Raw genomic sequence first — 16,302 nt, forward strand, 5'->3', positions numbered from 1 at the left:
TACATTCCTCCTATAAATACTTTTGTTTGCTGAAAACAAAAAAATCTCTAGTGATCATAGATAACTATGATCACTAGAGACGAGATATCCCGCGGTACCACTCCAGTTGTCCTATTTGCTAGGACCAGCTTCATCTGATATCGGTTGATAGCCGTCTGTCTTAGACAGAGTTCTCCAAGTGCGCTTCATTGTATCCTCTCGTTTGGCTTTCACCACACCCAAACTCGCTTTAATCAAGTAAATACAATTACTCTCTTGTTCAACAAACTATGAAATTATTATATTAATTGAATTATAGCAGAAAAAAAAACTGCTGGCTAGGGATTTCTTATAAAAAATGTCCAGAAGGTCTAAAGGAGAAGAAATACCAACTGGACACTTTTTAACATAGTTCATTTCCTAAGAAAAAGAATTCTTAGTTATCCGCTACGATGATCGTTCCTTCTTCAGATGCGAGAAGGTTCTCAATATTTTCTAAAGAAGTAATAATCGCTTTAGCTTTTGGTTTTGCCTCAACAAAGGCAATTGCCGCTTCGACTTTTGGCAACATACTTCCTGGTGCAAATTGATTTTCATCAATGTATTGCTTCATTTCTGAAACTGAAACAGTTTCTAGTTTCTTTTGATCTGGTTTTTGATAATTTACATAAACATTATCTACTCCAGTTAAAACGATCAATAGATCTGCATCGATGATTTCCGCTAATTTTTCAGAAGCAAAATCTTTATCGATGACCGCTTCTCTACCTTCTAAACCAGTTGCCGTTTCCACAACAGGAATTCCGCCACCACCAACAGAGACTGTAATCACGCCTTGTTCTACTAGCGTTTCAATCACTCGTGCTTCTTTAATTGAAATTGGTTTAGGAGAAGCCACTACTTTACGCCAGCCACGACCAGCATCTTCTTTAAAGGTTACTGTTGAATCAGCTTTCATTTGTTCATTGGCTTCTTCTTCGGTATAGAATGGTCCTACTGGTTTGCTTGGGTTTTTAAATGATGGATCGTTTTCATCAACGATGACTTGCGTAACAAGTGAAACCACATCTTTATCGATGCCTTTTTCTTTCAATACTTCACCCATTGCATTTTGTAACCAATACCCAATTGATCCTTCTGTCATTGCAACACAAGTATCTAAAGGCATCGCTGGTGTCTTTTCTGAGTCAGCTGCTTGTTGTTGGATCAGCAAATTCCCTACTTGTGGTCCATTCCCGTGAGAAATGATCAACTCATCCCCTTGTTCAATGAATTTTACTAAGTATTTTGCTGTTTCCATCAATGCCTCTTGTTGTGCTTTTGCACTTGCATCTGTTGATAAAATCGCATTACCACCTAATGCGACAACTACTTTACGATTTGCCATATTTGTCTTCCTTTCTCCAGAGAGTTCTGAATTTTCTCAATGACAAAACAAGCCAGCCCATGATGAGGTCCATTAAAGCTGACTCGTTTTGTTCTTGAGATGAATGTGATTAACCGTTACACACGAGGAATAAACAAGTTACCAAGTGTTGCTGCCATGATCGCTTTGATTGAGTGCATGCGGTTTTCTGCTTGGTCGAATTGACGTGCATATTTACTGCGGAAGACTTCATCAGTAACTTCCATCTCAGTAATGCCGAAGCGTTCTTTCATTTGTTCACCATAGATTGTGTTAGTATCATGGAATGCTGGTAAGCAATGTAAGAAAATCAAACGGTCAGTATTGTGCGTTTTTTCGATCATTTCCATGTTGATTTGGTAAGGTTTCAACAATTTGATTCGTTCTTCAAATTTATCTTCTTCACCCATTGATACCCAAACATCTGAATAAAGTACGTCAGCACCGTCAACACCTTTATCCACGTCATCAGTGATCATTAATTGTGCACCAGATTTAGCAGCAAATTCTTCTGCCATTTTGACGATTTCTTCTTCTGGTTGTAATTCTTTTGGTGCTACGATACGCATGTTTGCACCTAAAATAGCACCAGTCACAAGTAAAGAGTTCGCCATGTTGTTACGTCCGTCACCACAATATGCCACTGTGATTCCTTCAACTGTTCCAAAGTTTTCTTGGATTGTTAAGAAATCTGCGATCATTTGTGTTGGATGCCATTCGTCTGTTAAACCATTCCATACTGGAACACCAGAAAATTCTGCTAGTTCTTCCACCATTTTTTGGCTAAAGCCGCGGAACTCAATTCCGTCAAACATTCGACCTAATACTTTAGCTGTATCTTCTGTTGATTCTTTTTTACCTAATTGGATATCATTGGCACCTAGATATTCAGGATGCGCACCTAAATCGATTGCTGCAGTTGTAAAAGCTGCACGTGTACGAGTAGACGTTTTTTCAAATAAAAGTGCAATGTTTTTACCTTCTAAGTAGTGATGTGGAATGCCACGTTTTTTCAAATCTTTTAAGTGCTCAGAAAAATCGATTAGATATTGTAATTCTTCTTTTGTAAAATCTTTTTCTGCTAATAAACTTCTTCCTTGAAATACTGACTCTTTCATAACTAAAATTCTCCTTTAGGTTGTTTGTTTTTGTTTTAAAGAGGAAATCTAGTGGCAGCTGACAGTTAGACTGCCACTAGCATTCATATTATTTTAAATCTTCACGTACTAATGGTTGGCTCATGCAGCGTGGACCACCACGACCGCGTGACAACTCACTTGAATTGATTTCCAATACTTTGATGCCATAGCTACGTAATAATTCATTTGATACATAGTTACGGTTGTACGTTACGACAACACCTGGTGCGATTGCCAGGGTGTTAGAACCATCATTCCATTGTTCACGAGGAGCAACGATCGCATCACCATTACCAGTTGGGATCAAGACTAAATCATCCAAACCTAACGCAGCTTTTAATGACGCTTGTAAGTCATCTGAATGAGCGATCTTGATGTCATCGCCTGCTTGTTCGATCGTAAAGACATCCATTTTTCCTTCTTTACTTTGGATTGCTGGATGGATCGTGAATTTATCATGGTCAACCATGGTAAACACAGTATCTAAATGCATCATTGCTCGATTGTTAGGAATCTTGATTGCTAGGACTTTTTCAAAGCCTGCATGTTTAGCAAATAAATTACGTGCTAATTTTTCGATTGCTTTAGCGCTTGTTCGTTGTGAGATACCTACAGCGACGACTTTGTCACTTAGGATTAATTCATCTCCACCTTCGATGTGATCAGGGTTTTCACGATCTAACCATACTTCAACCCCTTTGTTCGCAAAACGTGGGTGATGTTTCAAGATGTATTCAGTAAACATTGATTCACGACGACGTGCTTCAAATGTCATCATGTTAACAGTCATCCCATTTCCCATTGATGCGGAAGGATCACGTGTAAAGTAAAGGTTTGGCATTGGGTCCATATAGAATGGATAGTCGTCATCTGAAGAAAGATCATACAGACTGTTTGAACGAACTGAAATATCTTTCGTGCGGACACCCGCCATAATTTTATCTACCATTTCTTGGGTTTCCATTGATAGAAGGAACTCATGAAGACCATCTCTTACAGCAGAAGATGCAATGTGGGATTCGTCTAACATTTTATTTAAAAATTGTTCTTTGACATTGCCGGCATCAATTGCTTCTGCAGCTAATTTTTCTAGATATAAAGTTTCGACGCCTTCATCTTGCAATGTCTTTGCAAAATAGTCATGCTCTTCTTGTGCGATTGGCAGATATGGAATATCATCAAACAACAGACGGTCCATAATATCTGGTGTTAAATTTTCCACTTCTTGTCCAGGTCGTTTCAATAAAACTGTCTTTAACTTCCCTATCTCAGAGAAAACGTGAATAGGTTTATCCATGTTGTGTTGCCTCCTTCGTTTTGATTACATACATAGAATACCGCCTTTTTGTAACCACTTTCATAATTTCTTCTCATCTAAAACGAGAGCAATTTCACATTATTAGAAGACAATTAAATAAATAAACGTTTTTACATTTTTTATTAACTTTTATCACTTTTTTTATACTGAAAACTCTCTCAAAAAAATATTTATTCATTAAAAAATTATTTTTGAATATTTTCTTTTTCGATATTTCACAAGGTTGATAGCGCTTGCTTTATGTAATAATTGTGTTTTTTATACAAAAATACCAATCATTAAAAAGAATTATGCAATCTATCCGTATAAATTATTCATAATAACAAAAAAGACTGATCACAAAGAATAAAATTGCTTTTTTAACCATGATTTTTCTTCTAGGTTAAAACTTTACATTTAAGCCAAAACCAGTCACAATATAGTATGTAGCTGAAAGTAAGGAGTGGGAGTTTTATGCGTATAAATAGAATTGATTATCATTTTTCAAAGTTACGCTATCAACCTGATTTTGAAAACTTTACTGACGAGGAATTTGAGCTCATTAAAGAGCATACGATCCTTCGTTCTTATAAAAAAGGACAAATTTTATTTGATGAAGGAGATGAACGACAACGTCTCTACATTTTAACATCAGGATTGGTTCGTCTAGAACGATATGATGAAAGTGCTACTTATTATTATTATGATTATGTCAATCCAAATAACCTTTTCCCAATGTCTGGTATTTTTGAAGAAGGAATTTATTCATACACTGCTCAAGCAATGACAGACATCGAAACTTTCTCTTTCCCAGTATCTTGTTATGAAAAAATTGCGAAAAACAATCCAAAACAATTACTCTATATGATCCATAAAATCTCAAAAGTAGTAGCGATGCACGAACTGCGGATACAGATCGGTTTAACTTCTAGCGCTTTTGATCGAGTGAAACAAAACTTATTCATTTTAAAAGAAGAGCTTGGCATACCAACCACAGATGGCCATGTCGAAATTCCATACCCTATCACACTAAAAGAATTAGCGGTTAATAGTGGGACAACGAGAGAGACTGCTGGACAAGTAATCAAACAGTTAAAAGATTCTGGTTTATTAGATTACCAAAAGAAACGGTTTACTTTTTGTAAAACTGCTGTGACGCCTGCTTTAAGAGAATAAAAAAACATACTAAGATGAGGCTGCCCTTATCTTAGTATGTTTTATTTTTTGTCTAAGCCTGATTTATTTGTAAAGGAAACAAAGAAACCTTTTCATCCTTGTTTGCGGTGCTGATGCCAAAATAGGAAGTGTCTAGGAATCATTATCGCTATTAGTGGTTTCAAGACATACAGATAATGAACTTTAGCAACCTGTAATTCTTTGAAATTACGATATTTCAACCGACTTTCCCCAAGGCGATTTTTCCAGGAAATTTTTTTATAATACTCTTTATCTTGATAGTAATAAACTAAGTTTTCTTGTAAATTATAACCTTTGTGTCCCTTCGCATATAACCGCATATATAGGTCATAATCTTGTCCTCTAACAGTATCTTTTGAAACTCGATAACCCGCTACAGATTCTAAGATGTGTTTTCTAAACATAGCCGATGGATTGATGAACGGACTCGTTTTCAAGAGATCTTTTATTTCAGGTCGTTCTTTGACCACCCGTTCACCATAGACACCCTCTTGGTCCCATAAATAGGCATTACTGCCAACAAAACCAAATTCTGGATGAGCCTCTAAAAACGCTACTTGCTTTGCCATACGTTCCACGTGACAATAATCATCGTCATCTAGTTGCATAATGTAGTTCCCCCGTGCATGTTTGATTGCCTGGTTGCGAGTATAAGCACTTTTAGAATTTCTAGCGTTTTGATAGATTCTGATACGTTGATCTTGTTTTTTTAATTTCGTTAAAAGTTCCCAAGTATGATCTGTTGATCGATCATCGACAATAATGATTTCAAAATCTTGATAGCTTTGTCTTAGTACAGAATTGACTGCTCGCTCAATCGATTTTTCTGCATTGAAAGTGGGAATAATCACACTAATCATTTGACTGCTCCTTTTTTCCATTTACTAGAGATCCCTGTTCTTTCACAACGAGTAAACCTACTAAGATCCATAGTAATCGTGAATTTTGTAAAGAAATACTAAAAGAAAAAATAATATTCGCTAATATTAAGAGACACAGCAACCATTTTTTCAGCAATAATTTTCTGACAAACTGACCAAATACCAACAACATTCCCATCATTGCTGGGACTATTCCCCATTCAACAGCTATTTGTAAAAAAGTATTATGAGCAATCGTCGGGCTTCCACTAACTGATAAAGCAACTGAAGAGTAGTCAACGAAACCGATACCCATGAAATGAGTCCGCGTTAACAAAAGTTGTGCTGTTTTCCAAGCCTCTGTTCTACCGGAACCTCCAGCAACGATTGCGCCATAAAAATTAGTGAAGACTCCCTCAAATCGGACAAATTGCGGAATGGAAAGAAAACGTGCAATTAAATTACTTACATAATCAGCAAAAAGAAAATGCGTACCGATAATCAATACACTCGCTGTCATGATTGTCATTACAAGATGTTTGACGTTGATATTTTTCCTAAATAATTTTTGAATTAGAAATAACAAATTGATTACTAAAAACGCTACAACCCCTGTTTTGGAAGCAGATAACAAAATACAGAATGTATAACCCATGAATGCAATCAGGTTCTTCCACTTACCTTTAAATGGTCTTAAGTACCAGATACAGTAGCCACATGTTTGAAGATAAGCAAAATAGTTAGGATCATTCATGAATCCTTTCAAACGTAGATCACCGAACAAAACAAATGATTTCAAACTTGCTGGAGCTACTAGAAAAATGAACATACTAAGACAGCCAAAAAAAGTGTTCCGACTTTTACCCCAGATAAAAAATCTTTTTTCAACTCTGGATTTATATGAAGGATCGAGATCGTTAGAATCAAATAAAGGAGATTGACGAAAAATTTTTGTCCCGTCATGATGACTGAAAAAAGCGAAACAGAAGTATCCACCCATGAACTTAACAATATCGTGGACAATAACCGCCAACAAATAACCCCAATAAAAAATAGTACTAATTGTTTACTGAACACCACTTTTTTCATTAGTAGAAGGTAGCCAACTAATAGCACCATAAATACATCACTTATTGACATATTGATCCCGAAAAAAACACGCGAAATACAGAGTGTAAATCCCAATAGGTAAAATAACCTTCCTAAAATTTTTTGGTTGCTTTTCGTTAATTCATCAATTGATGAGTACCCATTTGCTTCAATTGTTTTCATTTTCTATCTCCCCGTGCGCCTTTAACAGCAAAAATTCACTGATTGATTTATTTTTCCAATCATCATTTCTATCTTTTCTTCATTCATTAGAAGCATTTGCAAACGCTATAACTTTCTTGGCTGCTTCGCTTTCATCTTCTGGTAACTGTTCAATTAGCTGGGTGACTTCTTTTAAAGAAAAGCCTTTAATGTCCCCAACAAAAATCTTCTCAAAAATTTGCGTTTCTTTCTTTTCTTTTTCTAATAGCAATTCTTCATATAATTTTTCCCCAGGACGTATCCCTGTTTCAACAATCTCGATATCTTCTTCTGTATAACCACTCAAATGGATCATATTCTTAGCTAGATCCACGATCTTGATCGGCTTATCCATATCCAAAACAAAAATTTCTCCTCCCTTAGCCAATGCACCTGATTGAATAACTAATCTGCTCGCTTCAGGGATCGTCATGAAGTAGCGGGTCATCCGAAAATCGGTGACAGTGATCGGTCCCCCTCTTAAAATCTGTTCTTTAAACAGTGGAATAACACTACCTCTAGACCCAAGTACATTCCCGAAACGGACAGCCGAAAACTTGGTCTCACCAGATTGGTTCAGACTTGTGATTAACATTTCTGCGATTCTTTTTGTTGCTCCCATCACATTTGGCGGGCGATTTGCTTTATCAGAAGAAATCATCACAAAGTTCTTAACATGATTTTTTTTAGCTGCTTCCGCCACATTTTTTGTTCCGTTAATATTATTCTTAATTGCTTCTGTGGGATTATATTCCATCAGCGGAACGTGCTTATGTGCGGCTGCATGATAAACAATCGTGGGATGGTATTTTTCCATCAAATAAAAGATGCGTTCTCTATCTTGAATATCAGCAATGATTGGTAGAATCTCTACTTTCCTCTGAGGATCTAATGTAGTTAGTTCTCGATGAATCGAATAAATCGAATTTTCTCCATGTCCAAGTAAAATCAACTTTGCTGGTTCAAATGCCAAAACTTGCCGACAAATCTCTGAACCAATCGAGCCCCCAGCCCCAGTTACTAAAATCGTTTGTCCTTCTAATTGATGGCTGATACTTTCTAGGTCAAGGGAAACTTCCTCTCTTCCTAATAGATCGATCACATCTACTTCTTTTAATTGCGAAACATTGATTTTTCCGGTAGCTACTTCTTCAAAAGAGGGAACCATATTTACCTTGATATTCTTATTTTCAATGGATTGAACAAGCTGTTGGATCTTTTTTTTTGGTAACGAAGGAATCGCTATCGTAACCATATTGATACGGAATGTCTGGATCAATTGATTTATTTCACGGGTATTTCCCAGTACTTTTTTACCTAAAAGATAAGTTCCCCATTTGTTACAATCATCATCGACAAAGCCCACAACTTCAATATTATTCACAATTTGAGAACCTAAAAAACTTTGATACAGTAATTGTCCACCCTCTCCAGCACCAATGATCAAGATTCGTACTTTTTTTTCATTCGAACGACCATTTTTATTTTTCAATTCAACCCAGACCCGCCAGCCTAACCGACTACTAGCAATCAATAAAAGTGCCATTATGTAAGAAAAAACAACTAATCGCAAACTAATCTGGTACATGAGCTCCTGGTTAAACAAGTAAAACAAAGGAAAAATTGAAAATAACATAAAAGTGAGTGCCGCAAAGATCCCTAACAACTCATTAAGATTCGTATAACGATTGATTCTTGTAAATACTTTAAAGATTCCACCATAGAACAGATAACAAACAACTGATGAAATGAGTGTTATTGCCAAATAATCTCTATTGATGATAACAAATGGAACCATAAATATAAAACTGATGTAATTAGCAAGTATGATCAGAAAACTATCGAGTAGCACCAAACTAATCGCTTTGATTTTTCTAGTTGGTTTAATCAATAAATCACCTTCTTTAGTACTTGATATGCACGATCTTGATCAACATCTTCTTTCAATCATTTTAACACACCACCTACTACCTCAATAATAGTAGTTGATATCTTTCGACTTCTTTACTCCATTATAGACAATCCCTAAGATATTTGCCTGAGCGATCGTCAATAGTTCCTTTGCTTTGAACAATTCTTGCTTTAGCGTTTTTCGTTCTCTCACGACAATAATTGTACCATCTGTTTTTGAAGCTAGTATCTGTGCATCCGTCACAGGCACAACAGGAGGCAAATCAAAAATGATCAAATCAAAATTTACGCTTAATTCATCAATGATTTCATTCATTCGGCTTGACTCGAGTAATTCAGAAGGATTGGGAGGTTTTGGTCCACTGGTCATCGTCTACAAATGTGCAATATTTGTTTCATGAATGAATACGAAAGCTGATTCATTTCTTTTTTTTAACAGGTTAGTTAGTCCGTCACTGTTCGAGGTTGAACGAAATGTACTTTCTACACTTGGCTTTCTTAAATCTGCATCAATTAGGAGTGTTTTCTTCCCGCTATTTGCAAAAACAATCGCTAGATTCGCTGAAACAGTTGACTTCCCTTCCTCTGGACCTGCTGAAGTAACGACGATTGTCTTTATATCCTGATCAAATGAGCTAAATTGGATATTTGATCGAACCGTTCGATACTGTTCAGAGATCATGGACGATTGTTTACTAGCACTAATCAGAGGAACACCCTTTTTTTTCATATTATTTTTCACGTATTAGTCTCCTCATCTATTTTCGTGTGAACCGATTTTCTCTGCTTAGATGTGTACGCGCTCGTTGTCTATGTGTATGCGTTCCTTGTTGAGAGTATGTTGTGAGTTGAATCGATTGCCCACTTTCAATTTCCTTATTACTCATTTCACTAATTATCCCTAAGACTGGATACCCCATCGTTGCGAGAAAATGCTCATCCTTTACTGTTTTATCCATTATTTCTAACAAGACAGCCATCCCGATCCCTAGAAGTAAACCTAAAAATGCACCAAGAAAAAGATTCAACCGTTTATTGGGTGAAACCGGTAGCTGATTTGCTTGCGCAATTGATGTGATCGTTACTTTATTTACGTCTAAAACTTCTTTTACTTTTTCTTCAAAAGTATAAGCAAGAACATTTGCTATATTCGCAGCTTTTTCAGCTTCATCTGACATCACCTTGATATGGAACATTTGTGAATCTGAAGATTGAATAATCTGAATATTCTTTCTCAATTGATCTTTCGTTAAGTAATAAGCAAATTTATTTTCTAAGTATTCGGTTGCTTCATTAAGTACGATATCTCCTAAAATCATGTCTTTATATGTATTAATCAAGAGTACATTTGCATGTACTTCTGATTGTAAATTATGGTTGACGATTTCGTTTTTCGATTGAACGATCAATTCAGCCGATGAACTGTATGTTGGAGTAATAACAAAATAAGTTACTCCAGTCGCAACGGCGAAACCGCCGATCAATGAACAAATGATCCACAGTATCCGCTTTTTTAACCAGCTTAGTATCTCATTCAAATTAATAACCGCTTCCATCTTTTCGCCCCTTTCTATTCTATTTTTCACGTCGAACTATTTTCTTTCTGAAAAACTCACTTACGCCAAATAGGAACAAGTTCAACAGGATACTGAAAAGACCAAATTTCATAAACATAAAGAGAAAATTTTTCAAATAAGTCGTTAAAAATAAGTATAGAGCTTCAGAATGAATACCCAATCGTTCAATCAATCGAGTTACATACAAATAGGTCGGTAAAGCCCCTACCATTAATCCAGCTCCACCGATCACATAAGCAAGGTAACGGATAATTAAATGAAAGAAAGGTTTGTTAAGCGAAATGATTGCGGAAAATAAGATTCCAAAAAAAGCGACTGCAAAAATGAGCAACAGGTTAAGGGTGGATGTATAAGCCATTATTTTTTTGCCGTATAACGCAAAATAAGGGATTTCGATATCACGCCGAACTGTTTCAATACTCACTTTTTTTAGTTTATTTACTGTGGTTTCAAATTCTGCATTTCTTGGGTAATTCTTTTCTTTTCCATAACTTTCTAATTGGCTTTGGACTGTCTCTTCTATTTGCTTCTCCCCTTCTAATTGAAAGGTTGAGCCAGCATAGATACTATGAATATATTGTTTGATATTATCATTTACTAAGCTTTCTGAAACTGTCTGATTCAACCATTTTTGGGAGATATTGGCACCTCTTCCTACATCAGCAATTGTGTGATTGATCTCTTTAGTGATCGTTTCCCCATAATGTGAGGATTCCACTGCACGGATCATAAAATTTTGATTGAATAAAGTAATCTTAAGAATGCCCAAGACAAAAATTGCAAATAAACTAAGCGAACAGATAAAAGCAAGAATCATTTTTGGCACTTTTCGCCATTGTTTTCTTTTTTTCATAACTATTTTTACCAAATGTAAGAAAAGACCATAAAATTTCACAAACTCATTGCAGCTTAAATTGCCCCACTTCGAAATTTTTTATCCACTAACTTCATTTTTAGTGAGCCAAACAAGCGATTATTCGATTGATCATTTGATTCTTTTTTGGTAAATCCACCTCTTTTCAAAGCGTTTTGCTTAACACATGAGTAGCGCAATTTTTCAATTCATTATTTATCTGGTTGGATCATTGGCCCCTTAATGAGATCGCCTAGAATAAATAATCTTTGATCCGTCATTCCAATACTATCGACTGGATAACAAGTATACAAAATCAGTTTTCCTTGCTGTTTTTGAACTAGAAGTTGACTAATCAATTTCGCATTTTTATCTAAAATCTTTGTTTCGTATACTTGGTAAACATACTCACCATAACTAGTGGAAATGTTAATCTTATCCGTAATTTTGACAGCACTTAATTTTCCAAATTCACTACTATTATGCCCACCAATCAATGTAGTCCCATGTTCACCTGGATACACAGACCCCATGTATTGTCCAGCACCCTCTCGTAAAATATCATCTGAGTCTCCATAATATAAGGGCACATTCAAATTTACAGAAGCAACATCAACCTGTCCATATTGATACCCGCTTCTTGGATAATCGATTTTACTGGAGGGAATGTTCTCTCCTTCCAACTCAATTGTTTTCCGTTTTTCTTCTAACTCACTAGTTGACATACCTTTAGCTGATGGTTGTGTCTTTTTTTCATATTTTGGAATATCCGAAAGCAGAAACAATCGCAAGGAAGAAGTCGTAAACTGAATGACAGGTCGCCCTATAATATACATTAGCGAATAACCCATGATCAAAAAAAAGATAGGGGTAAAAATCATTCCGCCTATTCTTTTTAATTTTTTCTTTTTTTTATGCAAGTTTGACTTTCTTTCCTACGATGAATGCACCTGTCGCAGTCATCATTAAACATCCAATTGCAAGAATGCTTGAGATAGGGAATGTTCCCGTTTGTTTAATCGGTTGTTTCGAGTTGAACACTGCTGAAATCGAGCCATCAGAGTTTTGTGCGCCTAGCTCAACATACCCTTTATTCCAACTTAAAACGACTAATCCTAAAGCATCCGCTGTTGATGAAATCAATTGCTGAATTTCCAAAATTGTTTCCCTAGGGATAATTTTTATTAAATCATTTATCGTATGAACCGATGACAAATCAATGTCTAAATTAGTCAGTTTTTGCTTCACATTTTGGATATTTTTTACTGCTGTATCCACTTGTGACTTGGATAAATCATTTTGTTTTAAATAATTTTCAGTTTGTGTAATATATGTTTGAGGCATTTGAAATTCTTTGCCTTGAATTAAAATAGGTTGAGTCAATTCTTGGATGATCATTTGCTCATCTTGCGAAATCGCCCCGGCAGCATCAACATAAGACGTAAAAAAGAAACTACATAAAATTAAAACCATACTCTGTAACACATATTTCATCTTCTAACTCTCCTTTTCCTATCAAAATAATTAAACAACCATTAAAAAATAACACATAAAAGCATTTCTACCATCCATATTAGCATATGTTATTTCTTAAGACAATTAAATAAATGCCTTCAAAACAAATAACCATCGTAATAAAATCACTACTTGTGAAATAACAATTACTATTTAGAAATAGTTATTATAATAAGCGGTTTCACTGAGAACATAGTATTTACGTCATTTGTATTCTTAATCTCTAATCCATATTATCGCGAGATCTCTTATTAATATAACGATTTGAACAATAGAACAAAAATTTCCAAATTTAGAAATTTTAAGTCAAAAAAGCTTGGAACAAATAAAAGATTGTCCCAAGCTCTTTGATAGATGTAAAAATAAAAATGATATTCTAACTTTCATATTTCATTAATTAATCGATTTCACTTACTACAAAGTAAGTTTTTCTCAACCGCTCTTGCCATGTAGACGAAAATAAGGTGAATTTTACTCATTTCCTCCTTGATTCAATACCAAACTAGGTTTCGCATTTAAACGAAGATCAGCGAAATTGGCTTGTTTCAACTCTACATGCGCAGCTGCTCCAATCATTGCTGCATTATCACCACAAAGTTTTAATGGAGGGATCAGCAGTTCAATTTCTGGATGTTCTTTTTTCAATGCCTCTTCGAGAGTTTCACGCAATCCTTGATTAGCTGCAACTCCACCTGCTACAATCAATTGTTTGACTGGGTATTCGTTACAAGCACGAAGGGTTTTATTGACTAAAACATCCACAACGCTCGCTTGAAAACTAGCAGCTAAATTATTTGTATCAAGAGTTTCTCCACGTTGTTGGGCATTGTGTACTAAATTGATAAAGGCGCTTTTTAAACCACTAAAGCTAAAATCATAATTACTTTCATGAATCATGGCTCTTGGAAAATGGTAGGTATCTTCACCACGATGCGCTAACTGATCGATTTCTTTTCCGCTTGGATAACTCAAACCTAAGACACGACCAACTTTGTCATAAGCTTCTCCAGCGGCATCGTCTCTCGTTTCACCGATGATTTGATAGTTCCCGTCTTCCTTCATATAGACCAACTCTGTATGTCCACCACTGACAAGCAATGCTAGTAGCGGAAATTCAAAAGGCTTTTGAAAGCGTGCAGCGTAAATATGACCTGCCATATGGTTCACAGGTATCAAAGGCAAATTGTTCGCCCAAGCAAAAGCTTTAGCGGCAGAAATCCCAATCAGTAACGAACCAACTAAACCAGGACCATAAGTAACCGCTACAGCACTCAGTTGTTCAACAGAAGTGCCTGCCTCCGCCAAAGCGTCTTCGATACATAAAGTGATTTGCTCTACATGATGGCGACTTGCTACCTCTGGAACAACACCGCCAAATCTTTTATGGCTGTTAATCTGTGAAGCAATGACATTGGCTAAAATCTCATCACCATTTTTCACAACTGCGACACTCGTTTCATCGCAACTTGATTCAATTGCCAGAATCAATTCTTCTTTCATTTCATCGTCTCCGTTTTTAACTTTGTACTCATAATGATCGCATCTTCTACTGGATCATGATAATAAGATTTTCGTTTCCCTAGTTCTCTAAATTTCTCTGATTGGTAAAGATGACGAGCTGCTAGGTTAGACGTTCGTACTTCTAAATAAACATTATATGTTCCTGCTTGTTTTTCTCGGTCTAATAAAAAGCGTAATAACTGACGTGCATACCCTTTTTTTTGCAGTTTTTTTGCCACAGCAATATTCGTGATCTCCGTCTCATCGATAACTTTCGAATAACCAATGAATCCTTGGAGTAGCGAATTTTCCACCAATAAGTAATATTGCGTATGTGGTTGTTGGATATCCATTAAAAATTGGTCTTTGGTCCAAGGAGAACCATGTTCATATGCTTCCTCACAAAGCGCCCATAAACAAGACGCTAACTGTTCATCTTCAAAGTCATTCTTAGTATAAATCAATTGTACCTCTCATTTTTCTAAATATTTGATCATTTCTAATCCATCTTCATTTGTTTGGGTATAATACCCTTTTTTTACTTTGTTCGATTGAAATCCTAATTTCCGATAGAGTCTTTGGGCATCTTGATTACTCATTCTCACCTCTAAAGAGAGTGTGTCACAGCGATTCATTATAGCAAATTTTTCAATTTCGTCAATTAACAATGTACCGATATTTCTTCGTTGGTACACAGGAATAACCGCAATATTTGTAATATGGCAATCCAAGCCAAAAATTCTCGCACCTATAAATCCAATTAACTGTTCACCGTCTAGTATTCCTAAATATAAATTTTGAAAAGGTGAATTTAATTCAGAAAGGAAGGCACTTTTTGTCCATGGTAATTCGCCATTGTATACCTGGCGTTCAATCGATAATAAATCTTTGATATCTCGAGGTATCAGCTCTTTTATTCGATAGCTTTTCCCTTGATTTTCAATTATCTTAGTAGCAAATTCTTTTTTTTCATAGAATAAACTTCTAGCATATGCTTTAAATTTTTTCAACATATCTTTCGTCTCCAGGAGTGTGGGTTTCCAACCACTTTTCCTCTGCTTCTACTTTTTTCAAATAACGTGGTACAAAATTGGTTAAATCTCTTACTGGTTCACGATTAGCCCCTAATGTTGCAATCGTACAGCCATTAGGAAGATCCCATTCAAGCACCTTATTTATTTCTGCTTCATGTAATACTTCCTTTATTTCATTCGTAAATTTTTGCGTATCTGTTCCGACAAATAAGATAGGTTCATCGAACTGAGACAGTTGCTTAAGCAGTTCTTCAATTGAAATATGTACATCTTCAAGAACTGTTTCTAATTTTCCATTTTGTCTTCGGTACACACCAGCATAAACATTTTTTCTTCTTGCATCAAATAAAGGCACGATCAACCCATTTACGTTCCGGCAATTAGCAGCAATTGCTTGTAAACTTGAAATCCCCACAAGTTCTTTACCCAATGTATATGCAAGTGTTTTTGCAGTAGTTACACCGATTCTTAGACCGGTGTATGAACCTGGTCCATCGGAAACAGCAATTCGATCGATAGCGGTTGGTGCTAATCCGAGTGCTGAGAATAATTGATCGATAGCCGGCATCAAACTAACGCTATGATTTTTCTGTTTATTGATTTGGATTTGCCCTAAGACAGTATCATCTTCAATCACGCCGATCGCTAAAGTTTGATTAGCGGTGTCTATCCCTAATGTAATCATTTTGATGCATCCTTTCTACTAACTTCTATCGTTTTATATTGTAGCATACTTCTTGCTAAG

General features: G+C 35.8%; 16 protein-coding genes, 1 pseudogene and 1 other annotated feature. Of the genes and pseudogenes, 1 reads left to right on the plus strand and 16 read right to left on the minus strand.

From position 1 onward, the window contains the following. Positions 1-72 precede the first annotated feature (72 nt). Positions 73-272: a binding site (T-box leader), on the minus strand. 143 nt (positions 273-415) lie between these two features. The 3 genes from arcC to arcA all read right to left on the minus strand — a co-directional run bounded on the left by arcC (position 416) and on the right by arcA (position 3,820). After that, positions 416-1,366 (minus strand): carbamate kinase, encoded by a 951-nt coding sequence (arcC, locus tag AB3H90_RS02390; RefSeq protein WP_010718867.1) that lies wholly within the window; start codon positions 1,364-1,366, stop codon positions 416-418. A gap of 116 nt (positions 1,367-1,482) precedes the next feature. Continuing rightward, positions 1,483-2,502 (minus strand): ornithine carbamoyltransferase, encoded by a 1,020-nt coding sequence (gene argF, locus AB3H90_RS02395; protein ID WP_010718866.1) that lies wholly within the window; start codon positions 2,500-2,502, stop codon positions 1,483-1,485. A gap of 88 nt (positions 2,503-2,590) precedes the next feature. Beyond that, on the minus strand, positions 2,591-3,820 hold the full coding sequence (gene arcA, locus AB3H90_RS02400; protein ID WP_010718865.1) for an arginine deiminase: 1,230 nt from the start codon (positions 3,818-3,820) through the stop codon (positions 2,591-2,593). A gap of 474 nt (positions 3,821-4,294) precedes the next feature. On the opposite strand from arcA, the gene AB3H90_RS02405 reads away from it, so the two are divergent. Continuing rightward, complete coding sequence (locus tag AB3H90_RS02405) at positions 4,295-4,996, plus strand: Crp/Fnr family transcriptional regulator (protein WP_010718864.1); 702 nt, start codon at positions 4,295-4,297, stop codon at positions 4,994-4,996. A gap of 92 nt (positions 4,997-5,088) precedes the next feature. On the opposite strand, the gene AB3H90_RS02410 is transcribed toward AB3H90_RS02405, so the two are convergent. From AB3H90_RS02410 to tsaB, 13 genes and pseudogenes are all read right to left on the minus strand, one after another. After that, positions 5,089-5,877, minus strand: a complete 789-nt coding sequence (locus tag AB3H90_RS02410; RefSeq protein WP_368016103.1) for a glycosyltransferase family 2 protein — start codon at positions 5,875-5,877, stop codon at positions 5,089-5,091. Next, positions 5,870-6,706: an O-antigen ligase gene (locus tag AB3H90_RS02415; protein WP_228022436.1), complete on the minus strand. Its 837-nt coding sequence runs from the start codon at positions 6,704-6,706 to the stop codon at positions 5,870-5,872. The genes AB3H90_RS02410 and AB3H90_RS02415 overlap by 8 nt, the downstream gene beginning before the upstream one ends. Beyond that, positions 6,691-7,149: a hypothetical protein gene (locus AB3H90_RS02420; RefSeq protein ID WP_228022438.1), complete on the minus strand. Its 459-nt coding sequence runs from the start codon at positions 7,147-7,149 to the stop codon at positions 6,691-6,693. The genes AB3H90_RS02415 and AB3H90_RS02420 overlap by 16 nt, the downstream gene beginning before the upstream one ends. A 79-nt stretch (positions 7,150-7,228) precedes the next feature. Then, on the minus strand, positions 7,229-9,058 hold the full coding sequence (locus tag AB3H90_RS02425) for a nucleoside-diphosphate sugar epimerase/dehydratase (protein ID WP_096710209.1): 1,830 nt from the start codon (positions 9,056-9,058) through the stop codon (positions 7,229-7,231). 81 nt (positions 9,059-9,139) lie between these two features. Further along, positions 9,140-9,808: pseudogene (locus tag AB3H90_RS02430) on the minus strand (CpsD/CapB family tyrosine-protein kinase). A gap of 28 nt (positions 9,809-9,836) precedes the next feature. Further along, complete coding sequence (locus AB3H90_RS02435) at positions 9,837-10,634, minus strand: YveK family protein (protein ID WP_368016104.1); 798 nt, start codon at positions 10,632-10,634, stop codon at positions 9,837-9,839. A gap of 19 nt (positions 10,635-10,653) precedes the next feature. After that, complete coding sequence (locus AB3H90_RS02440; protein ID WP_368016105.1) at positions 10,654-11,508, minus strand: hypothetical protein; 855 nt, start codon at positions 11,506-11,508, stop codon at positions 10,654-10,656. 212 nt (positions 11,509-11,720) lie between these two features. Further along, a complete protein-coding gene (locus tag AB3H90_RS02445; protein ID WP_088771460.1) occupies positions 11,721-12,344 on the minus strand; it encodes a class D sortase in 624 nt (207 codons plus the stop codon). Positions 12,345-12,420: 76 nt separating this feature from the next. Continuing rightward, positions 12,421-13,002, minus strand: a complete 582-nt coding sequence (locus AB3H90_RS02450; protein WP_034698353.1) for a hypothetical protein — start codon at positions 13,000-13,002, stop codon at positions 12,421-12,423. A gap of 492 nt (positions 13,003-13,494) precedes the next feature. After that, positions 13,495-14,523, minus strand: a complete 1,029-nt coding sequence (gene tsaD / locus AB3H90_RS02455; RefSeq protein WP_094940616.1) for a tRNA (adenosine(37)-N6)-threonylcarbamoyltransferase complex transferase subunit TsaD — start codon at positions 14,521-14,523, stop codon at positions 13,495-13,497. After that, positions 14,520-14,987, minus strand: coding sequence for a ribosomal protein S18-alanine N-acetyltransferase (gene rimI, locus AB3H90_RS02460; RefSeq protein ID WP_063627253.1), 468 nt, complete (start codon positions 14,985-14,987; stop codon positions 14,520-14,522). The genes tsaD and rimI (AB3H90_RS02460) overlap by 4 nt, the downstream gene beginning before the upstream one ends. Before the next feature lie 9 nt (positions 14,988-14,996). Then, complete coding sequence (gene rimI, locus AB3H90_RS02465) at positions 14,997-15,536, minus strand: ribosomal protein S18-alanine N-acetyltransferase (protein ID WP_010737793.1); 540 nt, start codon at positions 15,534-15,536, stop codon at positions 14,997-14,999. Further along, positions 15,520-16,242 (minus strand): tRNA (adenosine(37)-N6)-threonylcarbamoyltransferase complex dimerization subunit type 1 TsaB, encoded by a 723-nt coding sequence (tsaB, locus tag AB3H90_RS02470; protein WP_010718852.1) that lies wholly within the window; start codon positions 16,240-16,242, stop codon positions 15,520-15,522. Before tsaB ends, rimI (AB3H90_RS02465) begins: the two co-directional genes overlap by 17 nt. Between the last annotated feature and the right edge of the window lie 60 nt (positions 16,243-16,302).

The sequence above is a fragment of the Enterococcus sp. C63 genome (assembly GCF_040887215.1).
In the GTDB taxonomy this organism is placed as follows: domain Bacteria; phylum Bacillota; class Bacilli; order Lactobacillales; family Enterococcaceae; genus Enterococcus_B; species Enterococcus_B hirae.